The sequence below is a fragment of the Flavivirga amylovorans genome, from assembly GCF_030540875.1.
Lineage (GTDB): Bacteria > Bacteroidota > Bacteroidia > Flavobacteriales > Flavobacteriaceae > Flavivirga > Flavivirga amylovorans.
In genome coordinates this window covers 347,579-371,382 of sequence record NZ_JAUOEM010000002.1, presented here as the reverse complement: position 1 = coordinate 371,382, position 23,804 = coordinate 347,579, and the positions used below count along the sequence as shown (strand labels likewise).

Sequence of the window (23,804 nt, the reverse complement as noted above, 5' to 3'; positions counted from 1 at the left end):
ATGAAATTAAAATTATATAAAGAACAAATTAAAGAATGGCCTCGAAACGGGCATCATATTATGGCTCAATATGATGATGATAAAATAATAGTATATCAATCTTATAGGTCAGAAATAGGACATTTTGCCGTAAAGAATCAATATTTCGGAGGTGCTTTTAGCCTTGATAGAATGACATGGATTAAACCTAATTTTTTGTGGATGATGTATCGTAATGGTTGGGGAACTAAAGAGGGACAAGAGGTTGTTTTAGCAATACACTTAAAACGAGAAGTTTTTAAACGATATTTGGATGCTGCTGTTTATTCTAGTTTTCAAAGTAGCATTTATGATAATAGAGACGTATGGCAAGAAGCTGTAAAAAACTCTAATATTCGTTTACAATGGGATCCAGATCATGATCCATATGGAGCAAAAATAGAAAGAAGAGCAATCCAAGTGGGGATTAGAAATGAAGACATTAAAAGGTATTCAAAAGAGGATATTTTAGAAATACATGATATTTCCGATTTTGTTAGAGAACAATATCAGCATGTATTAAATAAAGATTTAGATAAATTAATTATCCCAGAAGAAAAGCCTTATTTACCTAAAAATGATAATACAAGAATACGTTTGAAAATTGAGTTATGAAAACAAAAACATTATATAGACCAATCGGTGAAAAAGAGTTAATTCTAATTGCGGAAAGTGATTTTAAAAAATTCCCTCCTAGATTAGAGTGGCAACCTATTTTTTATCCCGTTTTAAATGAACTATATGCTTGTGAGATTGCCTCACAGTGGAATACGAAAGATGAGTTTGGTAATTATTTAGGGTTTGTAACAGCATTTGAAGTTACCGAAGAAGAATTTTTAAAATATAAAATAGAAAATGTAGGAGGTTCTCATCATAATGAATTATGGGTGCCTTCTGAAGAGTTAGAAACGTTCAATAAGGCTATTGTTGGAGAAATAGATATAATTAAAGTTTTTATTGGAGAGAAATTTAAAAAAGCTATGCATCCTATCCCGAAAAGTGTTATTGATAAATTGAGAAATAATGAAAATTAGATGCGTACAGGGAGATATTACTAAAGTAACTGCTGATATTATAGTTAATGCAGCAAACACGTCATTGTTAGGCGGTGGTGGTGTTGATGGGGCTATTCATAAGGCAGGTGGTAAAACTATCTTAGAAGAATGTATAAAGATTAGGAACAAACAGGGCGGTTGTAAAACTGGAGAAGCAGTAATTACCACAGGTGGTTTATTACCTGCCAAATATGTGATTCACACGGTTGGCTCTGTATGGAATGGAGGAAGCAATAATGAGGAAGAGTTGTTGAAAAATTGCTATAGCAATAGCTTAAAATTAGCAAAAGAACATAATGCTAAGAGTATTGCTTTTCCAAATATAAGCACAGGAATTTATAAGTTTCCAAAAGAGAAAGCAGCACTTATAGCTGTAAATACAATAAAAGAAAACCCTATAATTGATGAGGTGATTTTTGTTTGTTATGATGATGAAAATTATGGGGTTTATAAAAAATTATTGTACATGTTTGTAATGATATCGGTGGATGGGGAAAGGGATTTGTGATGGCTATTTCAAAAAGATGGTCAATGCCAGAGTCATCTTATAGAGCATGGCATAAATCACAAAATAATTTCGAATTAGGAAAGGTACAGTTCGTAAAAGTTGAAAATGATTTATGGATTGCCAATGTAATTGGTCAACATAAAATTAGAAAAGATGAACAAGGAAATCCACCAATTCGATATGAAGCCATTGAAAAAGGAATGCAAGGAGTTTTGATAAAAGCAAAAGAACTAAATGCTTCAGTGCACATGCCAAGAATTGGATGTGGTTTAGCAGGAGGAAAATGGGAAAGAATAGAACCGATTCTTCAAGATTGTTTAATTAAAAACGAAATCAAAACAATTGTTTATGATTTTAAATAAAAATATAAAAGATGAACCAAGATAAAGTACATGCAGCATTATTTGGATTAGCCGTAGGCGATGCTTTAGGAGTACCTGTTGAATTTAAAGACAGGGATTATTTAAAACGGTTTCCTGTTAAAGGGATGTTAGAGTACGGAGCTCATGGACAACCTTTAGGAACTTGGAGTGATGACAGTTCACTTACGTTTTGCCTAGCGGAAAGTTTATGCAAGAAATATGACATTAATGATATAGGTAAAAAGTTTGTTCAATGGAGAAATGAGGAAATTTGGACACCTCACGGTCAGGTTTTTGATATTGGTATTTCTACAAATCAAGCCATTCATTCCATACAGACGGGGACAAAACCAATACTTGCAGGTGGTTATTCAGAAATGGATAACGGTAATGGTTCTTTAATGCGAATTTTACCTTTATTGTTTTATATAAAAGATCTTAAAATAGAAAAGAGATTTGATATAATAAAAGATGTTTCATCAATTACTCATGCTCATATTAGATCGGTTTTAGCATGTTTTATTTACTTAGAATATGCTATTAAACTTTTAGAAGATAAAACTAAAAGGGAAGCCTATAAAGAGATGCAGATTGAAGTAAATTATTTTTTGAATAATAATGCTGTTTGTTCTCAGAATGAAATGGACAAATTTCACAAAATATTAGAAAATCAAGTTGAAAATTATCAAGTACAAGTCTTGCATAAGCTTGAAGAAAATGAAATTAATTCTAGTGGATATGTTTTAGACAGTTTAGAAGCTAGCTTATGGTGTGTTTTAAATTCTGAGGATTATGAGGAAACTGTTTTGAAAGCTGTTAATTTGGGAAAAGATACAGATACAACTGGAGCAATTGCAGGAGGGCTAGCGGGCTTATTATATGGATATGATGCTATCCCATATAGTTGGATAAATGTGTTATCTAGAAAAGAAGATATTACAAAATTATGTGATGAATTATCTATGAAATATAGAATAAAAGAGAAATGACAGAACAACATAAAAAACAAATTAGTAAGTTTTTGAGTTTGATATTAAGACATCAACCTGAAAAAATTGGACTTACACTAGATGAAAATGGTTGGGCTACTATAAGTGATATTTTAGAGAAGTCTAAGTTGCGGTTTTCGTTTGAGGAATTAGATGAGATTGTTGCCACGAATGATAAACAACGATTTTCGTTTAATCATGATAAAACTAAAATTAGAGCAAATCAAGGACATTCATTAAAAACAATAGATTTGGAATTGAAACCTCAAACACCTCCAGCGTTTTTATATCATGGTACCGTGTTAAAATTTATTCCTGAGATTAAATTACATGGGTTAAAGAAAATGAGTCGACAGCATGTTCATTTAAGTAAAGATAGAGATACGGCTATAAAAGTAGGTTCCAGAAGAGGAAAACCTGTAATACTTAGTATTAGGGCTTTAGAAATGCAAAAAGAAGGGCATCAATTTTTCATCTCGGAAAACGGAGTTTGGCTGGCTGATGCTGTGCCATTTGAATTTATAAATTTTAAAGAGTTATGTTAAAAATAAAATTAGTTTATTTAGATGATAATTTAGGAAAGGAATGGAAAGAATACTTTTCTAAATATGAAAATGTAGAAATTCTTAAAGAAGATATTACTAAAGTTAAAAGCGATGCCATTGTTAGTCCTGCTAATTCATTCGGATTCATGGATGGTAGTCTAGACTATGTGTTATCTGAACGATTTGGTTGGCATATTCAAGAAAATCTTCAAAAGCAAATTTACAATTCTGCTGAAGGAGAGTTGTTAATTGGTCAAACAATCACTTTAGAGACTGGAGACACGGAAGTCCCTTTTTTAATTTCGGCACCAACAATGAGAGTGCCTATGAATTTTAATATTGCTACCTCCATAAACCCTTATTTGGCGATGAAAGGAATATTGATAGCTTGCAAAAAGCATCCAAAAATTGAGTCTGTTAGTATTCCAGGATTGTGTACTGGTTGTGGAAGAATGCCATATCATATTGCAGCAAAACAAATGTTTTTAGCTTATGAAGAAATTATTCTTAACAAAAAACGGATATTTAAAGAATTTGGAGATGCTCAACGATTTCAGTATGAGTTAAATGAAAACAGTTTAATTTGGCATCATTAAAATGAAGCGAACATTAGTAATAGGAGATATACATGGAGGTTTAAAAGCCTTAATTCAAGTTTTAGAACGAGCTAAAGTAACGACAGACGACACTTTAATTTTTCTAGGAGATTATATAGATGGCTGGAGTGAATCGGCTCAGACTATTCAATATTTAATTGAGCTGTCTGAAAAGCAGGAGTGTATATTTATAAAAGGTAATCATGATGTATGGTGCGAAGATTATTTAAGAATAGGAAAAGCTAATCGAACATGGTTATTTCATGGGGGAGCTTTAACATTTGAAGGTTACCAACAACTATCTGATGAAGAAAAGAAGAAGCATCTAAACTTTTTTGAACGTATGAAGTTGTATTATGTGGATGATAACAATAATCTTTTTATTCACGCAGGATATACTTCTATGAAAGGTCCAGAACAAGAGTTTTACAAATCAAATTATAATTGGGATAGAACATTGTGGGAAATGGTTCTAACAATGGATAAACGAGTTAAAAAGCATTCTGTTTTATATCCAAAACGCTTAAAAATCTATAATGAGATTTACATAGGTCATACTCCAACGTTATACTATAATATTGAAACTCCTATGAATGCCATTAATGTATGGAATATAGATACTGGCGCGGCTTTTACAGGTAAATTAACCGTGCTTGATGTGAATACTAAGCAATATTGGCAAAGTGATAATGTAAACGAGTTATACCCTAATGAAAAAGGCAGAAACTAAAGTCTTTATAGGGTAATCAACCATACATAAGTGTTTTAATTTCCCTTTTTGAATTTTAGATTTATCAAATAAATTATTATGATATACACTTCTTCAATTACCTTACCGATTAAAGAAAAACATAAAAATTATATTTTTTTAGCAGGAAGTATTGATTTGAACTTACCTAGTAATTGGAGGAAAGAAGTAATTGATATAATTGGAGCCAAAGCTCATTTTCTAGACCCAACAATAATAAATCATAATGAGTTAAATGATTCTCAAATGAAAAATCATATACATTGGGAATTGGATGCGCTACATTTAGCAGATAAAGTATTTTTAAATTTTTTACCAAGTTCAAAATCACCAATTTCGTTAATAGAATTAGGCATGTATATTAAAACATCCAAGTTAGTTGTAGTTTGCCCTAATGAATTTTACCAAAGTAGATATATAAAAACCCTTTGTAATAAATACAAAGTTAGTGTATTTAATAGTCTAAGTATTGCGGTAAATTCTATTCTTTAATTATAATCGAATCAATTTGCGTAAAAAAAACACAAATTAATTTGTTTAGATCTTTTTTGTTTATATATTTGTGTAATAATTACGCAAATTAATTTAAACACTAAAGACATGAATCCATTACTATACACAGACGGTTATAAAGTAGATCACAGGAGACAATACCCAGACAGTACAACTTTAGTCTATTCTAATTGGACACCGAGAAAAAGCAGAATTGAAGGTGTTAATGAAGTTGTCTTTTTCGGGTTGCAATATTTCATAGAAAAATATATGATTGAAGATTTTCAGGATAATTTTTTCAACCAACCAAAGAAGACTGTATGCGAAAAGTATGCAAGACGAATCAACAACTATTTAGGAGAAAACAAGGTAGGTATTCAACATATATCAGATTTACATGATTTAGGCTACATACCTATGGTAATAAAAGCATTGCCTGAAGGTGTTTCTGTTCCAATTAGGGTTCCTATGTTTACAATGTACAATACAAAATCAGAGTTTTTTTGGTTAACAAATTATTTTGAAACATTAATATCAACAACAGTTTGGCTAACATGCAATTCGGCTACAATAGCTAAGCAATATCGAATCATTTTAGACAAATATGCTAAGGAAACATCATCGATACCTGAATTTGTTGATTGGCAAGGTCATGATTTCTCTATGCGTGGAATGGCAGGACTTGAAGCAGCAAAACTAAGTGCAGCAGGTCATTTATTAAGTTTTACGGGGACAGACACTATTCCTGCAATAGATTTTTTAGAGATGTATTATAATGCAGATTCTGATACTGAATTAATAGGTGGATCTGTAGCTGCAACAGAGCACTCTGTAATGTGTATGGGTACAGATACAAGGGAACAAGACACTTTCAAAAGGTTAATAACAGAAGTATATCCAAATGGCATTGTATCTATTGTTTCAGATACTTGGGATTTATGGAAAGTCTTAACTGAATATCTTCCTAATTTAAAAGAAGAGGTTTTAGGGCGAAATGGAAAAGTTGTTATTCGTCCTGATAGTGGAGACCCCGTGGATATTATTTGTGGTAATCCAAATGGTAAAACAATAAAAGAAAAGAAAGGTGTCATAGAATTACTTTGGGATGTTTTTGGAGGCACTATAAACAATAAAGGATATAAAGAGTTAGACTCTCATATTGGAGCTATTTATGGCGATAGTATAACTTTAGAGAGAGCTACTCAAATTTGTGAACGACTAAAACAGAAAGGATTTGCTTCTACCAATGTGGTTTTGGGTATAGGCTCTTTTACATATCAATATAATACTCGTGATACTTTTGGTTTCGCTATGAAAGCTACTTATGGAGAAGTGGATGGTGAAGGGCGTGAAATATTCAAAGACCCTGTTACCGATGATGGCACAAAAAAGTCAGCGAAAGGACTTTTAAAAATCATCAAATCAAATGGGACGTACAAGCTTATAGATCAGGTAACATGGGAGGAAGAAAAGCAAGGTGAATTAAAAGAGGTTTTTAGAGATGGAGAACTCATAATAGATGAATCTTTAATTGATATTAGACAGCGATTAAAGATTGCCTAAAAAATAAAATAGGTTGACAGATTTTAGAATAAATTAAATCAAACCAGAGAATCTAGATTCTCTGGTTTTTTGCTGTGTATAATTAGGCGTAATCAGGATCAATCTAAATCAATTAACTGTTTGAATAATTTTAGTACTTGGTTCGAGAATAGGTCAATGTAGTGTACATCATGGGGCAAATTAGATTTTTTTGATTTGTCCCTTTTTATTTCCGTTGAATACCTTGTTAATATTGGAAATCATTAACAAGATTGGGTTGATAATAATCAATTTTATCTTCAATATATAAATTCTGTAATTAATTATTTGCCAATAATAAATGGTATCTGGTACAATAGTAATATTACTTTTATTTGTAGCGCTAGCAGTACCCTGTGATATCAGATTTTCAGCATCCGCACCAAAATCAAATTGCATCCATATTCTGGTAATATTTGATGTATTGGCATCTTTAGTATTACAGTTTGCTTTTACGATACTATTGTCCAAAATGATATATTCTAAATGCACTTTGGTTTTTGGTTTTCAATCCAATGTCCATTAGCAATAAGTGTTTAAGTCTCTCATTAAGTGCAAATAAAATACGTAAATAATTACTAACCAATAAGTTGTGTGTTTATTGTTTTTGTATTTATACGATTTATGTATGGTAGAATTAATTTTTCTACAAATATAAAATATAAAATTAGGCTTTGAAACCATTTTTAGGTTTCAAAGCCTTTCAAAACTAACTCAAAATAAACTCAGAATAAACTAACTACTAAATAATTTGAATACTTAATGTTATAAGCTATATCTTATTTTTATTGATATCCAGAATTCTGCGGAAATTCCGCATCAGGATTTCCGTCTATAACTGATTGTGGTATAGGAAAGTACAAATGTTGATCTCCTATTCCAGCGGCAGCTTCAAGATTCATTGCCCTAACTCGTTCAACTAGCATTCCGGTTCTTGACAACGTAAGTCTTCTATACTTTTCACCGTAAAGCTCCCTAGCTCTTTCATCTAGTATAAAATCCATATCCACATCACCCGCAGCAATAGGTGTCGCATTAACCCTATTTCTTACAGTATTAATACTAATTGCTGCTTCAATATTTTTACCTTGAAGATGTTGTGCTTCTGCCAATAACAAATACGTCTCAGCTAATCTATATTTAACTTGATCTTTATCTGAACCAATGTATCTAGGTGACCCCTCAAATCTTTGTACACCAAAATCCCATTTGGTTACAGAAGGAAATAAAAGTACATCTCTAGCAGCTTGCAATTCCTCAGGAGTTGTTGCAAAATCAGATATTTCAACTAAATCGCCAACACTTTTCCCTGCGGGTATTGTACTAGCATTATTATAATACCAATCTCTTCTTATATTAATATTATCATTTCGCATATCACCTGCTTCATATAAATTTAAGAAAGCTTCGGTAGGCGTTATTCTTCCAATACTTCGCCCCCCCAGAGAATCTGCAATAGTCATCCCTGGAACTCTTTCATATCTAGCTACCATTTGTCTTCTTGTCCAATCGCCATTATTATCAGACTGCCCTCCTATAACATTAAATTTGTTTTGTATGGCCCAAATAGTCTCTAGGTTTCCGTCTTGATAATCTACATTATCTTCTAAAAATAAATCATGAAATACATTTCCTTTAGGGTTCGTGGCATTAGGACCAAACCTATCAGTCATTAATTGGAAAGGACCATCTATAACTTCTTGAGCTGTACTTTCAGCGAGTCCATTTTCACCTAACTGAAGGTATACTTCACTTAATAAATGTAAAGCCACCCATCTTGTTATTCGTCCTGGATCTACACTTGATGGATCTGAAGGAAGATTGTCTGCTGCAAAAATAAGATCATCTCTTACAAATTCTAATACTTGATTTTTAGGACTACGCACAAAATCCAACTTAGGAAATGTATAAAACTCATCAGCTATAGGGGCATCTCCAAACAGTTTTACAACTAAATTATGATAATACGCTCTAAAAAAACGTGCTTCACCACTAAAGGTTGCAGGATCTTCCGGAGTACTCCATGATACATTTTCATCTTGAGCTTTCTCAATAATAAGGTTAGCCCAAGCAATAACTTGGTAACTATGATCCCACCAATCTGAACCAGGTATAAATGACGGTGTTACTGCGGCTCCATAAGTTTCCAGTGGTTGAATATTTGGATGTGTTAACCCTCCATAACAAAGATCTGTTCCTGTTTGCATAGAGGCTAACTTATTCACAAAGCTACGTTCTGCTCTTACCCGATCATAAATAGCGGCCATAGAAGAATTAAAACCACTTGAGGTAGCAAAAAGGTTTTCGGGTGAAAATGAATCTCTTGGAGTTTCTACAAGCTCATCTTCACTACATGAGGTAAGGCATATCATTACTAATACGCTACCCATAACTATTTTATAAATATTATTCATACGTTTTGAAATTTTCAGTTTACAAATATATCCCATGGCTTAAAAGCTTAAGTTTAAACCAAATACTACGGTCTTAAAAGAAGGATTGGCATCACCATTTGCAGCGGTTCTACTTGTACCAGTGCTCTCTGGGTCAAAACCAGACCAATCTGTTTGGGTCCATAAGTTGTTTCCCGTAACATAAAGGTTTAAACCAGATAGTCCTATTTTATCAATTAAGTCTTGATTAAACTTATAACCTAATGTGATATTTTTAAGCCTGATAAAGCTTTTGTCTTGAAAATATTCACTATTTCTTGCTTCAAAATCTGGTCTAGGAGACGTGGCATCTGTATTATCTGGAGACCAATAATCTAGGTTTGCATAATTGGCACGATCGTTTAAATAGGATCTTGGGTCTAAAACACCATTAGCTTCAGTAACACCTTGCACAGTATAAATTAAAAAGGATAATGTAACGTTTTTATAAGCTAGGTTATTATTGATTCCGAGTGTGAAATCTGGAGTTCTAGATCCTTGTATAGCTCTATCTTTATCATCTATAAAGCCATTATTATCTATGTCTTTAAATGCTCGATCACCTAATGCCGCATCAGGAGTGGCAGATGCATCAATTTCAGCCTGTGTTCCTAGAACACCATCTCCAACAAAATTAAAGTTACTGTCTATATCTTCACCAATAAACCAACCATTAGCTATATCATCTGTAAACTCATCAGCAAGCTTTACAATTTTGTTTTTATTTGTAAAGAAATTAAACCCTATATCCCAATTAAAATTTTCAGTTTGTATAGGCTTAACATTTACATTGATTTCAAGACCTTTATTTTCTACTTCTCCAATATTTTGTAGTATGGAACTAAATCCCTGAGTAGCATTTAATTGTCGATTAAGCAATAACCCATCTGAAGTACTGCTGTAGTATTCAATATTACCTGAAACTTTTCCATCTAATAGTGAATAATCTAAACCAAAGTTGAATGTTTTGGTAGCTTCCCACGCCAGTTCAGGATTACCTAGTACTGCTGGTGCAAAACCTGTTGCCTGTTCATTATTAGAGAGGTAATTTAAAAATAGTTCTCTATTGTTATCATAAGCATCAAGATATCTATTGGATATTTGTGTTAAATCACTATAAGGGCTAATATCCTGGTTTCCGTTTTCACCGTATGACACTCTAAGTTTTAAAAAGTTTAACCAATCTATGTCTTGAGCAAAATCCTCCTTAGTAATAGTCCAACCCAAAGCCACCGAAGGAAATACACCAAATTTATTATTATCACCAAAATTAGAAGAACCATCTCTTCTTACTGTAGCGGTTAAATAGTATTTTCCTTTATAGTCATAGTTTAAACGCCCCATTTGAGATATCAATGTTTCTCTCTCATAAGGTGTACTTACTGTTACTATTTCTCCTGATCCAATACCGTTAACACCTAATTGATCATTAACGAACCCTCTCCCTTCCATATTACTTTCTTCAAGTGTTATCCTTTGAAAACTATAAAGAGCAGTTAATCCGAGATGATGATCTCCGAATTGACGATCATAATTCAATATATTCTCCGTTGTAGAATTAATAATATTGCGGTTTCGCCTTCTTGCTCTTCCTCCACCTATATTTGCACCGGCTTCTGAAGTTGTAGGTTCAAATCTATCTCTATCATCTCTTAATTCACTTCTTCCATAATTTAACTTATAAGACAATCCTTCAACAAAAGGTGCTTTTATTTCTACAAAGGCATTGTTTACAAATTGTCTTCTTACACGGGTATCTTGAGTAAGCAGCGGATCTAGAGGATTTGCAAAAAATTCGTCTTCTGTAATAGGATAAAAGGTCTGTGAACCATCACTATTAAAAGGTGTGCCTAATGGACTAATACGTATCGTGTTTCTTAAATTTACATCGCCTTGATCTCCAAAATCTTCTTCAGTAATTTGGTTAGTAGTCCCAATTTTTAACCAGTCGGTGATGGTATAAGTCCCATTAAATCTAAAAGAAGTACGTCTAAACTCTTGACCTAATACAATACCTTCTTGATCAAGATTCCCAAGACCTAAATAATAACTAAAATCTTCAGTACCTCCAGAAACTCCAAGGGAATGCTCTTGTTGAATAGCAGTTCGAGTTACTAAGTCTTGCCAATCTGTAATATTACCGCTTGCTAGATTTGCTTGCTCTGAAGGTTGTAAAGTACCATTAAAATCTCTAAATGCTACATATTGCTCGGCATTTAACAAATCAAGCTTCTGAATAATAGAATTAAAACCAACACTAGCGTTATATGTTACTTTTGGTCTACCCGTTTTGCCTGCTTTAGTCGTTATAATAATAACCCCATTAGATCCTCTTGAACCATAAATAGCCGTTGAAGAAGCATCCTTCAATACATTAAAGGTTTCAATATCGTTAGGGTTTATGGTTGATATACTTCCCGAATATGGGATACCATCTAAAATGATAAGAGGTTCATTTCCAGCTGTAATTGAATTTTTTCCTCTAATTAAAATAGAGGGGCTATCTCCTGGGGTAAAATTACTATTGGTAATGGTAAGCCCTGCTACACGACCTTGTATTTGATTAAGGAGGTTCGGATCTGGTAAATCCTCTATTTCTCTAGCCGAAATAGAAGCCACAGCCCCCGTTAAATCACCTTTCCTGGCAGAACCGTAACCTATCACCACGACTTCATCTAATTGAGCAGTATCCTCTTCTAAAGATATAGTTAGATTCGTTGTTTGCTTGGTTACGGGCACCTCCTTTTTGGTAAATCCAATAAAGGAAATAACTAAAACAGCATTTTCACCAAAGGTTTGTATTGAAAATTTACCATCAAAATCGGTTTGTGTCCCATTTTTAGTCCCCTTTTCTATGATGCTAGCACCTGGTAAAGGTTGTCCATTTGCATCTGTAACAACCCCAATTATTATTTCCTGTACTTGTGTGGTATTTTTATTATTTAAAGCATCATTATTAATAACAACACTTGCGTTGGCATTAATAAAGATACTAAAACACAAAATTAAAAAACAAGTCATTTTTGTTTGATTACCATAATGGTAATACTTGTAATCTTTTTTCATAAAATTAGTTTTTAATATAGTTTAGTTTTTAAAAGTTTCTTAGAAATTATGTACTAGCCATCAATTTCTAAACACACTTTTATTCTTAAGGCTATATTAATACTAATACCTTGATTGTTTAGATTAGATTTTTAATTTTGGACTTTAATACACCAATGTTGAACGATTAATATATACAGATATATTAACTCTAATCAAACCAATAACACCTGTATAGCTTATATATAATTCAACATGTAGAAATTCTTAAACTATTAATTAAGTATATCTGAAAACTTATTTTGGAACTGAGTAGGTGTTGTTCCAAATTTTTTGTGGAAACACTTGCTAAAATACTTAGGGTTTTTGAAACCGACTTCATAGCTTACTTCTGATATATTCATTTTTCCTTGCTCTAGTAGTTGCGCTGCTCGTTTCATTCTAAAATGTTGAATAAATTCGTTTGGCGTAAAGTTAGTCCAAGCTTTAATCTTAATAAAAAGTAAAGTTCTACTAACGCCTAATTCTGAGCAGAAAAAATGAATATTGAAATCGTTATTAGAAATATTATTTTCTATGATTTTTAAGGCTTTTTTATATAGTTTTTCATCTAAAGAGGAGATTACCATTTCGTCAGGAAGTAGCGTTTCTGTACCAGAGAATTTTTGCTTTAGTCTTGCGGAGTTTTCAAGAAGGTTTTTAATTCTTAATTTAAATTCACTGATATTAAATGGCTTGCTTATATAATCATCTGCACCTTTTTGCAAGCCCTCTAGCTTATATACCAATGACGACCTAGAGGTTAATAATATAATAGGAATGTGGCTTGTTTTTATATCTCCTTTTACTTCTGAACACAATTCTGTACCTGCCATAACTGGCATAACTACATCACTAACGATTAAATTAGGCAAATGCTTTGATACTATACTTAAACCAATCTTACCATTTTCTGCTTCAAGGATGTTATAATCTTTTATCAACACATTTTTCATAAAAGCGCGCAGGGGTTTGTTGTCCTCTACCAGTAAAATAGTAGGTTTGTCTTCAAAAACCACATCATCTTTTAATTCACTTTCATAAATAACATTTTGAGTTTTTAGTTGAGTGACATATTGAGAAACATCATCACTAAATTTAAAGTCTTTAATAATTTCGTCATCAGACAAATGGTTTCTTCCTAAGGGTAATTCCACATAAAAAATAGACCCTTTGTCGTTTTTATTATTTTTTAACCAAATTTTGCCATGATGGAATGCTACAATATTTTTTGCAATAGATAACCCTATTCCTGTTCCTGCATTGTAATTTTTATCTGGGTTGTTATTAAGTTTAACTTCAAAGAAACGTTCAAATATCTTATCCTTATAATCAGCAGAAATACCAATACCTGTATCTTCAACCGAAAAGACTACACTATTTTTTTCTTTTTTTATTCTAACTGCTATTTTTCCATTTTTTGGGGTATATCTAAAGGCGTTTGATATTAAGTTATAAAAAACCCGTTCTAATTTATATCTGTCATAATACACTAAAATTTCTTCTTCTGTAGTATGAAAACTATAATCGTAGTCCCCATCTTTAGCATATTCAGAAAATGACAAGTAAATCTCTTTCATGAATTTTACAACATTTCCTTCAGCAGTTTCAAGTTTGTATACATTTTTTTCAAACTTTCTAAAATCCATTAATCTATTGATTAAATGGAGTAAATGTTTGGCACTATTTTCTATTACTAGTAGTTTTTTATACATCACACTACTTCCTTTGTAGTCTTCTAATATTTGGTGAAGAGGTCCAAGGATCAGTGTTAAAGGGGTTCTAAATTCATGCGAAACATTTGTGAAAAATTCAAGTTTAGCTTTGTTGACTTCTTCTTTTCTTTCGTTTTCTAGATGCTCTAAATCTAACTGATGTTCTAATCTTGCTTTTGATTTTAAAATTTTATCCAAAAGTATTAATGCTATTGAAATTAAAGCTACATATAACAGTAGTGCCCACCAACTAAACCATGGAGCAGGTTTTACTCTTACTTTTAAACGAGATGGCTCTTTATTCCAAACACCATCATTATTTGCGCCTTTTACTTCAAAAATGTAATCTCCAGGGTTTTGGATGGTAAATGATGCGGTATTTTGTGATGTATAGGTCCAAGCGTCTTCTAAACCAATAAGCCTGTATTGGTAAGAATTGTTTTTTTGATTTATAAAATTAGGAATGGCAAAGTCTATAGAAAATATACCTTCTTTATGAGATAAAATAATGTTTTTAGTGTATGTAATAGACTTTTTTAAAATGTTATTTTCACCAACAGGCACAGATTTATTTTTAACTTTTAAATCTGTTATTAGGACTTGAGGTGCATAGGTGTTTGTTGACAAAGTATTACTATCAAAAGAAACAACACCACTAAACCCTCCAAAGTAGAATTTAGAATTGCCTACCTTTAAACTTGCGCCATCATTAAACTCGTTGCTTATTAAACCATCTGTTTGGTTATAAAGTTTTTGGGTTTTAGTGGTTATGCCATATTTAACTATACCTTGATTAGTGCTTATCCAAAGATTTTCTTTATCATCTTCTAATATACTATGTACGGCATATATTTTATTGCCTTTTGGTGATAAGGGGATGCTTTTAAAGGTATTATCCTGAAATTTAAATAAACCTTTAGATTTTGTTCCTACCCAAATTTGTTTGTTTTTTCCTTCAAAAACACAAGAAATATCATCTCCGGATTTTACTTCTTCATCATAGAAGAAACGCTCTATTTCTTGAGAATCTTTAATCAAACTCACTCCTTTCAAGGTTCCTACCCAAATATTATTTTTAGAGTCTAAAGTTATTGTTCTAATAAAATTACTGCTAAGTGTGTTTTTATCTTTTGGATTGTGTTTATAGATTTGATAAACTTTAGAGGCTTTATTATATTTTATCAACCCATTACCAAAAGTTCCTATCCATATATTATTGTTATGGTCTTCTTTAATAGCATAAATACCTTTAGATAAAAGGTGCTTTTTTAAACTAGAAACTGTGTTGTTAAGCTTAAAACCATTAGGTGTTATATCTAGAACAGTTAATCCTTTTTTTAGAGTGCCTATCCACAAAGTATTGCCTGAAACTAAAAGCGATTTAATATTGTTTTCGGGTAAATTTTTATTGTTTTGAATTGTAATGTAACTATTCTCTTGTGTTTTAGAATTGAATGCCGTAATACCACCTCCTTCAGTACCAAATAGCAATAAGTCGTTATAACGCTCAATGGAGCTTACAACATCATAACTTAACATGTTTTTATTAGACTTTGGTGTAAAGTTGGTGAAATTAGCATTGGTTTTATCCCATATATTTAACCCTCCATGATAAGTACCTAACCACATAGAGCCTTTGTTATCCTTAAAAATAGACTTTACCGAATTTTTACTTAAACTTTTTGGATTGCCTATATCACTGGTTAAGGTTATGAAACTATTATCCTTATTAAGGATATTTACACCTTTATAAGTACAAATCCAAAGTGCCCCATTAGTATCAAAAGCTAATTGCCTAACATCATTATTAAGAATACTTTTTTGAGATAAATACCTAGATACTTTTTTCTCTAATGGATTTATGTACAACATCCCGTTAGCACTCGTGGCTATAAGTAATTCTTTGTTTTCATTTTCAATTAAATCATTAACGGAAAATGGGATGTTTTCATGCTCAATATAAGTATAGTTTTCGAAGTTAAAGCTATTATTAGTTCTGTTAACAAACTTGCTTAAACCTTTAGTTGTACCAATCCAAATATCATTATTTGGTGTTTTGTATATTTTAAAAATATCATTATTACAAAGGCTGTTTTCTTTATTAGGATCATTAAAAACTCTTGTGAACGTATCTTTAGTTTTATTGTAAATTGATATACCATCTGCTGTACCAATCCAAATATCTCCATTGGAAACTTCTTGAATAGACCTTATGGTATTATTACTTAATGAGTTAGTTTTGTTGTTATAGAGGTAAGTTTTAAAGGTGTCGTTTTGAGGGTTGTATTTGCTTAGACCGTTATGCGTACCTATCCAAATAAAACCTTCGCTGTCTTCATAAATACATAAAATATCGTTATTACATATTGAATTTTTATTGTCTTGATCAGTTTTATAAACTTTAAAAGAATTACCATCATATTTATTAAGTCCTTCTCTGGTACCAATCCATATTTGACCCAACCTGTCTTGATGTATTGCCATTACCGAACTTTGTGATAAACCATCTAAGGTAGAAATATGCTTAAATTGGTATGCTTCGTTTTGAGCAAAACTTAAAACGAATGAAAATATAAATAGAAAGAAAATAGTATACTCTTTTTTTTGCATATTTAAGTATATAAACAATTATTAAAAACCAATACTATATTAGTTTTAAGTTTACTTTTAATTGATTATTCACAAAAAGTATTAATAAATTATTGCAAATATCATGTGCCCAGATTTGGTTATTTAAACTTGATTCTAGAGTATTTCCATTTTAAAATGATAACTCAAATAGATTTATTGATGTTTTATAAACACATATAAAAATACCTCATCTTGTAAGTAAGCTACTAAAATAACTAATAGAATTTTAAAGTTTAAATAAACTTAGTTAAAACCTAAACGTAACTTAAAGATTAAATTAATGGCAATGATTCTAAACTTCTTTATATTTCAAGTGTTTGAAACTACAATTATATAGCCTTAACCCGAAATTGAAAGATATCAGAATTGCTTGTATTTCCATAAATATCTGTAGTTAATATTTGCCAATAATAAATGGTATCTGGTACAATGCTAATATTACTTTTATTTGTAGCGTTAGTAGTACCCTGTGATACTAGATTTTCAGCATCCGTACCAAATAAAATTTCATATTCGTTAATGTCATTATCAATATCACTAGTAGTCCACTCTAAAGTTATGCTATCAGCTACATCAACAATAGCTCCTTGTATTGGACTGATAGCTTCTGCTGGAAAAGGCGCATAATTAGATACCCCAGGCCCTTCATTATAGAATCGAAACTCGACACTTTTTTCAGTAACTTGAGTCCCTGAAGCCTTGGAAACCACAAACCAAGCATACGGAGTACCTCTATCTATAGTTATTGGTGTTTCATTAGCAGTTGCATTTACTTTACTAACAGCACTTGTGTTTAAATTTCTCAAATTAACTTCATAGATGTCTGTATTTGCAGCTACAGACCATTTAAAAACTACGCTACTTTGATTATCATTAATGATTTGACCTTCATTACATTCGGTATTATTTTCTGGAAATATAAGTACTGCAGCTTCAGGGTTTGGTATTTCAAGACTTTCTCCTTCATCACTTCCCCCTCCACAAGAAAAAAATAAAAGGGGTACAATAATATTTATACTTAATATTTTGATGGTATGTATTATTTTTTTCTTCATTACTTGATAATCATTTGGTTAAATATACCTGTCTTGGTATTTATTCTAAATAAATAAACACCTTTTGATAGACCAGAAAAATCAATTGATAACTTACCGTCATTGAGTGCCTTAGAGTTCTTATAAATTAGTGTGCCATTTATATCAAAGAGACGTAATTCTACAGGTTTTAAATCATCTAAATTTCTAATCAATACATTTAATGTATTATTTTTAACAGGGTTAGGATATACTGTAAAATCACTTCCTAAAATGATATTTTCTTCATAAATACCCTGACAATCTAAATTTGTCTTTACCTGTAAAAGTGTTTTTTCATTATTTAAAGGTAATTTGATTTCTGGCTTAGAAGTAGTATAAATACTACTATTAAGCTCGATTATATAGGTCTCTGCTCCTTCTAATTGTAACGTAACAGATTTTTCTTTTGCATTTATTTTTGAAAATACAGATAGCGGTTCAGGTTCTCCAATGAGTAAAGTAGAACATCTTTTAAATGTGGGTTCAGACTCTAGTGTAATACATACAGTATATGTTCCAGCTATCAACCCGTCAAAAACAGTATTATTGTTAAAATTTTGAGTGTCAAGTAAATTACCTGAAAGGGAAATAGTAGCGGTATAGTTTAAATTTGTGGCAGAGGATATAGTTATAGTTCCATTATTACTATTTACACAAGACTCGCCAATAGCTTTTATGCTAAAATTGTCGGCAGGTAAGCTAAATATTTCACAACCATTAACATCTACAGTTGCACCATTAGGTGTATTTGGGCATTGATCAAAACTATTTGGTATACCGTCATTGTCATTATCTAAGCTAACTTCAACAACATTTGAAAATGGTGATAGACATTCTACACCAGTTGCCATAACCCTGTACCATACTCTGTCAGCAGAAGTATTTGTTAGATCATGAGTAAATACGGTTTCATTTGCATTTAATGCTATCAATTGGCTAAAATCATCAGAAGCTTTAGTTTTAAATTCTATAATATAGCCAGTCTCATCAGCAGCAATGTCCAACCATTCTATATTAGCATTCCCATTTAAAAATGCAACCTGCAACTTTGATGGTGCGTCAGGAGGAAGCACCTTATTTAACCTGAAATTTAATTGTGCTTCATATAATGAGCTAATAAGAGGTGTTTGATTTTCCAATTCAACATACCCCTTTGGCTGAGTAAATGGTGCTGATATATTAGGGTTTCCTTTACAGCCTATGGCATAATTTTGACGTCCAGGCGGTTTCTGTATTATATAGCCTTTATCGACGGGCATGGTAATATTCCATGCAGTACTATGCGTTGTACTCCATCCATGACCAGTACCAAAATCTCCTCTATTATATAGCCCTAACACCCTATTTACTTGTGGATTTGTAAATGTAATATTGTCAAAAAGCATCCCTTGCGTCCATCTACGATGTCCTTCAGTTGTTGCTAGATCATTATCAGAGGAACAATTATAGAACACTATGCCAGAGGCTTCATTTCGACCATTAGACACAAAAGTATGTCTGCCATTATTACCAAAACAATCCTTAAAAAGGATATTATTTGTAAGTTGAGCTGCTGCAAAGTTATAACGTTTACCTCCCTCTACAACTGAATGTGGTTCAATAGCAGAACATCCTATTATTGATACTCTATTGGCGGTTCTAATATCCATACCTGCATAGGCAAAATGCAATGCTGTAACATCTCTTATCCAGGAATCTTCCACACCTTGAAATCTTATCGCTGTTATGGCGTGGGCTTCATCAAATTCTCCAGTAGTCCTTATATCTACTCGAAGATTTTCTATACCTATATTAGATTTTATTTTAGAGCGATCATATTTGTAGACTTCAGATTGAGACAAGCTCAAATCAAGATGATCATATACTGGAACGTCCAGAATAATTTTGCTCTCAGCGACATTAATACCCGTAATTATCCGATTAAAAAACATATCTAATTCACCAGTGACCCACGGTGCATCAGAAGCTGTTGCTCCATTATCTATAGAGGACAACCATGCATTAGTACTTGGATGAGTAATAACAATATTATCTCCCACTTGATATAAACTAACATCTTCTAAGGCAATAGTTCTTGACCCAGCAGGAATAAAAGAACTTGTTACTTTAGTTGTTGTTCCTGTAATTCTTGTAGTCCAACTATCATTAACACTAGACGTGTAACCTCCTCTAATAGGTATGGTACTGGAATTAGTAGAGGTTGACTCTATTATGGTATTTGTAGATGGATCTGAATCCTGACCCACACCCCTTAAAACAATACCGCTTTCCCTAACAGTTACGATTCCAGACACAGGATATGTACCAGCCTGCAACAACAACGTACCGCGAAATCCATTACTGTTTAATGGTAATGCTGCCATTGCATCTAATGCATTTTGTATATGTGTTGTATTATCTCCAGACACAGGAGAAATAGTCATTGAAACTGAGACATCAGGTGGCTCTTCACCATATTTATAACCTGCATAACTATAATCAGGAATATAGTTTCCTTCATCATCAGTTACATATTGTAAACAACCATTGTTTGTTTGAAAAACAATCTTACTCTCATTTTGAGCAAACAAAAAACAGGTTACAAATCCAAATATTAAAAATAAACCTTTCTTTTTCATAATAAACTTGTTATCTGTTTTTTGCCTAAAATTAGGATATACAGATATAAAGTTAGTAAATGAAACCATATCACGATTTCATTTAAGCACAGCTTTGTACTATTCAGGGAAACATCTGAACTATTGTTGTAATTTACAGGTTTTTGTTTGCTTTTAGCTAACCCAATTAATGGTATTACTCTTCTAATGCGTTTATTAATAAAACCAGTGTCTCAACCCCTTTTTTATACATTAAAGGTCTAATACTGTACATAATGCCTATACAGGTCTTCTTGAATACATGTAGAATTCCTAAATTTAGGTTTATTCGCTAAAATAAAAGCTTTATAACAACTAAACCATTTAATATGAAAACAAAACTAAGTAAGACACTTTTAGTCTTTTTTATTTGTTTCTCTAGTTTACATTTACTAGCGCAACAACAAATAACAATTACTGGGATTGTAGTCGATAAGACAGACAAAATTCCAATTGCTGGAGCTAATATTATAGTCAAGGGGACATCTCGGGGAACAACATCAGATTTTGATGGAAACTATAGCTTAAAGGTTTCAACCGGAGACATATTAGTTATAAGTTACATTGGTTACACCAAAATGGAAAAACCCGTTGGGACAACTACAGTAATTAATATAGAACTTGAGCAATCTTTAGATGCGCTTGATGAGGTTGTTGTTATAGGTTATGGTACACAAAAGAAAAGAGACGTTACTGGCTCTGTAGCGACTATTTCTTTAGAAAAACTCCAAGAACAACCAAATAGTAATTTTGGGCAAGCGCTTCAAGGAGCTATTCCTGGAGCAATTGTAACACTAAATAGTGCTGGTGCAGAACAAGGTGATATTAATCTACTTGTTAGAGGTCGTAATTCAATTAATGCGGGAAACAGACCTCTTGTAGTTTTAGATGGGATTATATACTCTGGTAATATATCTGACATAAATGTTAACGACATAAAGAACATGAGCGTTCTTAAAGATGCTTCTGCTACAGCTATTTATGGCTCTAGAGGTTCTAATGGTGTTATACTCATACAAAGTAAAAAAGGAAAAAAGGGAAAGCCTAAAATTTCTTTTAATGCATTTACTGCGGTTAATACGCTCGATAATTTACCAGCACTTCATGATGGCCCCGGTTTTGCTGCGCTTAAAGAAAATCGTGAAGCAGGACAACTAACAGATACAGAAATAAATAGTCTTTTAGCAGGACGAGAGACAGACTGGGTAGAATTGGGTACTCGTACAGGTTATACACAAGAATACAATCTTTCTATATCTGGTGCAACAGATAATACAAACTATTTTGTTTCTGGAGGATATCATAAAGCCGAAGGTATTATGCTCAATGATGATTTTGAAAGGGCTTCATTAAGAGCCAATATTGAATTAAATATTAGTGAGAATTTAAAATTTGGGGCTTCTGTATTGTTAACTCGCCTAAATAGAAGTGGTCTTGGAGTAAATCTATCATCGACTTCTGGAGGAATTCTTTTTGCAAACCCTCTAGGAAATGCCTTCAATGATGATGGTAGTTTAACCATCAATCCTTGGCCAGAGGATCAGTTTTTTGTTAACCCTTTATCAAATACCTTGGTTACAGATGAAGATATTAGCTACAAAATATTTACGTCCAACTTTGTTGAATATAAAATTCCCTTTATTGAGGGGCTTTCATATCGATTAAATGTTGGTGGCGAGTATCGTACCAGAAACAGGAATAGATATTATCCGCGAACAACAAGAAGAGGGCTTGATGCAAATGGAGAAGCAGAAGTCATTACGAGAATTGATGATAATTTACTCATAGAACATATTTTAAATTTCAATAGAACATTTGGAGATCATGATATTGGTTTTACAGGCTTGTATAGCGTCCAGAGAGAAAATATAAATCAAAGCCAATTTTCAGCTACAGGGTTTCCTAGTGATGATCTTACATTTCGTCAATTTGAATCTTCCCAAAGTGGAATTTTAGCTGATGATAATGACAATTTTTCAATTGAAGAGAACAGAATATCTCAAATGGGTAGACTAAACTACTCTTACAAAGGAAAATATTTAGCAACATTAACGGTACGTAGAGATGGGTATTCTGGCTTTGGAATAAATAATAAATTTGGGGTATTTCCTTCTGCAGCTCTGGCTTGGAAAATAAGCGATGAATCCTTTTTCAATACAGACGGCATCCTTAATAATTTAAAATTAAGACTTACTTATGGCGAAGTTGGTAATGAGGCTGTTGGAGCCTTTACCTCTTTGGCGAGATTAGATGTATTAAATATAGTAGATGATAGTGATGCACTTTTAGCAGGTTTTGTATTAGACGAGATCTCTGCACCCTCAGTAAGTTGGGAAACAACTGCAACCACAAATATTGGCCTGGATATTGGTTTATTAAAAAATAAAATACAATTAAACTTAGATTGGTATAAAGGAACCACAAGAGATTTATTGTTCAATACACTCATTCCTGGAATTAATGGAGATACTAATGTATTTCAAAATGTTGGAAAAACCAGCAATCAAGGTTTTGAGATTGGTTTGAATGCAAATATCATTAATACAGAAGATTTCTCTTGGAATGTATCTGGTAGTTTTGCTTATAACAAAAATGAAGTAGTTGAACTATTTGGTGGTTTGCAACAAATTCAAGGAGGGTCGAGTGTACTTATTGTTGGACAACCCATTTTAGTTAATTTTGATGAAAAGTTTGATGGCATATGGCAAATAGGAGACGATTTTGCAAACTCAGCACAAAAAGATGCACTACCTGGGGATGTACGTTTGCTTAACGTCGTAGATAGGGATATCAATGGTGATGGTATTATAGATGCTTCAGACTTTAGTATTACTCCAGAAGATCGTGTGGTTCAAGGACAAAGAGACCCTACAACGACCTACGGAATTTCTACAAACTTAAGCTACAAAAATATAAGCTTGAGTATTTCTGGTAACGGTTTAGGAGGACTTACAAGGCAAAATAATGTAAAAGATGTTAATCCCTTCGACCCTGTAAGAAGAAATATATTTGTACAAGATTATTGGACTCCAGATAATCCCATCAATACATTCCACAGAAATGCTCAAGGCGCAGACAATGGTATTCGATTTTATGAAAATTCAAGTTTCTTTAGGGTTAGAGACATCACTTTAGCTTATAACATTGATAAGGTTTTGGGCGAAAGCAACTCTGCAAAAGTGTATTTAACAGGCAGAAACCTATTTACATTCACTAATTTCGGAGGAATAGATCCTGAACTTGGTGTCATAAATGGAAGTATCAGTAGTTCAGATGCTGCAACGAGGATACCTAATCAAAAACAAATTGTGTTTGGATTAAACCTTAATTTTTAAA

The 23,804-nt window shown here is 32.3% G+C and carries 17 protein-coding genes; 11 read left to right on the top strand and 6 right to left on the bottom strand.

Going from position 1 to position 23,804, the window contains the following annotated elements:
• From Q4Q39_RS06710 to Q4Q39_RS06665, 10 genes are all read left to right on the top strand, one after another.
• Positions 1–633, top strand: a complete 633-nt coding sequence (locus Q4Q39_RS06710) for a DUF4291 domain-containing protein (RefSeq protein WP_303281644.1) — start codon at positions 1–3, stop codon at positions 631–633.
• Entirely contained in the window at positions 630–1,052 is a 423-nt protein-coding gene (locus Q4Q39_RS06705; RefSeq protein WP_303281643.1) for an ADP-ribosylation/crystallin J1, read from the top strand. Before Q4Q39_RS06710 ends, Q4Q39_RS06705 begins: the two co-directional genes overlap by 4 nt.
• Complete coding sequence (locus Q4Q39_RS06700; RefSeq protein WP_303281642.1) at positions 1,042–1,581, top strand: O-acetyl-ADP-ribose deacetylase; 540 nt, start codon at positions 1,042–1,044, stop codon at positions 1,579–1,581. The genes Q4Q39_RS06705 and Q4Q39_RS06700 overlap by 11 nt, the downstream gene beginning before the upstream one ends.
• Complete coding sequence (locus Q4Q39_RS06695) at positions 1,530–1,943, top strand: macro domain-containing protein (RefSeq protein WP_303282032.1); 414 nt, start codon at positions 1,530–1,532, stop codon at positions 1,941–1,943. Before Q4Q39_RS06700 ends, Q4Q39_RS06695 begins: the two co-directional genes overlap by 52 nt.
• An 11-nt stretch (positions 1,944–1,954) precedes the next feature.
• Positions 1,955–2,932 (top strand): ADP-ribosylglycohydrolase family protein, encoded by a 978-nt coding sequence (locus Q4Q39_RS06690; protein WP_303281641.1) that lies wholly within the window; start codon positions 1,955–1,957, stop codon positions 2,930–2,932.
• Positions 2,929–3,477, top strand: coding sequence for an RNA 2'-phosphotransferase (locus tag Q4Q39_RS06685; protein ID WP_303281640.1), 549 nt, complete (start codon positions 2,929–2,931; stop codon positions 3,475–3,477). Before Q4Q39_RS06690 ends, Q4Q39_RS06685 begins: the two co-directional genes overlap by 4 nt.
• Positions 3,471–4,073, top strand: a complete 603-nt coding sequence (locus tag Q4Q39_RS06680) for a macro domain-containing protein (RefSeq protein WP_303281639.1) — start codon at positions 3,471–3,473, stop codon at positions 4,071–4,073. Before Q4Q39_RS06685 ends, Q4Q39_RS06680 begins: the two co-directional genes overlap by 7 nt.
• 1 nt (position 4,074) lies before the next feature.
• Positions 4,075–4,803, top strand: coding sequence for a metallophosphoesterase family protein (locus Q4Q39_RS06675; protein ID WP_303281638.1), 729 nt, complete (start codon positions 4,075–4,077; stop codon positions 4,801–4,803).
• Between the two features lie 78 nt (positions 4,804–4,881).
• The gene (locus Q4Q39_RS06670) at positions 4,882–5,313 is read left to right on the top strand and encodes a nucleoside 2-deoxyribosyltransferase domain-containing protein (protein WP_303281637.1); all 432 of its coding nucleotides are present in this window, start codon (positions 4,882–4,884) and stop codon (positions 5,311–5,313) included.
• Between the two features lie 108 nt (positions 5,314–5,421).
• Complete coding sequence (locus Q4Q39_RS06665) at positions 5,422–6,876, top strand: nicotinate phosphoribosyltransferase (protein ID WP_303281636.1); 1,455 nt, start codon at positions 5,422–5,424, stop codon at positions 6,874–6,876.
• A gap of 180 nt (positions 6,877–7,056) precedes the next feature.
• Here Q4Q39_RS06665 and Q4Q39_RS06660 read toward each other — a convergent pair whose 3' ends face one another.
• From Q4Q39_RS06660 to Q4Q39_RS06635, 6 genes are all read right to left on the bottom strand, one after another.
• Positions 7,057–7,365 (bottom strand): hypothetical protein, encoded by a 309-nt coding sequence (locus Q4Q39_RS06660; protein ID WP_303281635.1) that lies wholly within the window; start codon positions 7,363–7,365, stop codon positions 7,057–7,059.
• A 314-nt stretch (positions 7,366–7,679) separates the two neighbouring features.
• Complete coding sequence (locus tag Q4Q39_RS06655; protein ID WP_303281634.1) at positions 7,680–9,308, bottom strand: RagB/SusD family nutrient uptake outer membrane protein; 1,629 nt, start codon at positions 9,306–9,308, stop codon at positions 7,680–7,682.
• Between the two features lie 39 nt (positions 9,309–9,347).
• On the bottom strand, positions 9,348–12,392 hold the full coding sequence (locus Q4Q39_RS06650; protein WP_303281633.1) for a SusC/RagA family TonB-linked outer membrane protein: 3,045 nt from the start codon (positions 12,390–12,392) through the stop codon (positions 9,348–9,350).
• 254 nt (positions 12,393–12,646) lie between these two features.
• The gene (locus Q4Q39_RS06645; protein WP_303281632.1) at positions 12,647–16,735 is read right to left on the bottom strand and encodes a hybrid sensor histidine kinase/response regulator transcription factor; all 4,089 of its coding nucleotides are present in this window, start codon (positions 16,733–16,735) and stop codon (positions 12,647–12,649) included.
• A 350-nt stretch (positions 16,736–17,085) separates the two neighbouring features.
• Complete coding sequence (locus tag Q4Q39_RS06640; RefSeq protein WP_303281631.1) at positions 17,086–17,811, bottom strand: hypothetical protein; 726 nt, start codon at positions 17,809–17,811, stop codon at positions 17,086–17,088.
• Positions 17,811–20,450 carry a T9SS type A sorting domain-containing protein gene (locus tag Q4Q39_RS06635; protein ID WP_303281630.1) on the bottom strand — a complete coding sequence of 880 codons (2,640 nt, stop codon included), beginning with the start codon at positions 20,448–20,450 and terminating at the stop codon, positions 17,811–17,813. Before Q4Q39_RS06635 ends, Q4Q39_RS06640 begins: the two co-directional genes overlap by 1 nt.
• 347 nt (positions 20,451–20,797) lie before the next feature.
• On the opposite strand from Q4Q39_RS06635, the gene Q4Q39_RS06630 reads away from it, so the two are divergent.
• The gene (locus Q4Q39_RS06630; protein WP_303281629.1) at positions 20,798–23,803 is read left to right on the top strand and encodes a SusC/RagA family TonB-linked outer membrane protein; all 3,006 of its coding nucleotides are present in this window, start codon (positions 20,798–20,800) and stop codon (positions 23,801–23,803) included.
• The last annotated feature ends 1 nt before the right edge of the window (position 23,804 follow it).

Excerpts from the sequence above, each read along its gene's own strand:
- Q4Q39_RS06710 (WP_303281644.1), top strand. The coding sequence starts at position 1 with ATGAAATTAAAATTATATAAAGAACAAATTAAAGAATGGCCTCGAAAC.
- Q4Q39_RS06705 (WP_303281643.1), top strand. The coding sequence starts at position 630 with ATGAAAACAAAAACATTATATAGACCAATCGGTGAAAAAGAGTTAATT.
- Q4Q39_RS06700 (WP_303281642.1), top strand. The coding sequence starts at position 1,042 with ATGAAAATTAGATGCGTACAGGGAGATATTACTAAAGTAACTGCTGAT.
- Q4Q39_RS06690 (WP_303281641.1), top strand. The coding sequence starts at position 1,955 with ATGAACCAAGATAAAGTACATGCAGCATTATTTGGATTAGCCGTAGGC.
- Q4Q39_RS06685 (WP_303281640.1), top strand. The coding sequence starts at position 2,929 with ATGACAGAACAACATAAAAAACAAATTAGTAAGTTTTTGAGTTTGATA.
- Q4Q39_RS06680 (WP_303281639.1), top strand. The coding sequence starts at position 3,471 with ATGTTAAAAATAAAATTAGTTTATTTAGATGATAATTTAGGAAAGGAA.
- Q4Q39_RS06675 (WP_303281638.1), top strand. The coding sequence starts at position 4,075 with ATGAAGCGAACATTAGTAATAGGAGATATACATGGAGGTTTAAAAGCC.
- Q4Q39_RS06670 (WP_303281637.1), top strand. The coding sequence starts at position 4,882 with ATGATATACACTTCTTCAATTACCTTACCGATTAAAGAAAAACATAAA.
- Q4Q39_RS06665 (WP_303281636.1), top strand. The coding sequence starts at position 5,422 with ATGAATCCATTACTATACACAGACGGTTATAAAGTAGATCACAGGAGA.
- Q4Q39_RS06655 (WP_303281634.1), bottom strand. The coding sequence starts at position 9,308 with ATGAATAATATTTATAAAATAGTTATGGGTAGCGTATTAGTAATGATA.
- Q4Q39_RS06650 (WP_303281633.1), bottom strand. The coding sequence starts at position 12,392 with ATGAAAAAAGATTACAAGTATTACCATTATGGTAATCAAACAAAAATG.
- Q4Q39_RS06645 (WP_303281632.1), bottom strand. The coding sequence starts at position 16,735 with ATGCAAAAAAAAGAGTATACTATTTTCTTTCTATTTATATTTTCATTC.
- Q4Q39_RS06640 (WP_303281631.1), bottom strand. The coding sequence starts at position 17,811 with ATGAAGAAAAAAATAATACATACCATCAAAATATTAAGTATAAATATT.
- Q4Q39_RS06635 (WP_303281630.1), bottom strand. The coding sequence starts at position 20,450 with ATGAAAAAGAAAGGTTTATTTTTAATATTTGGATTTGTAACCTGTTTT.
- Q4Q39_RS06630 (WP_303281629.1), top strand. The coding sequence starts at position 20,798 with ATGAAAACAAAACTAAGTAAGACACTTTTAGTCTTTTTTATTTGTTTC.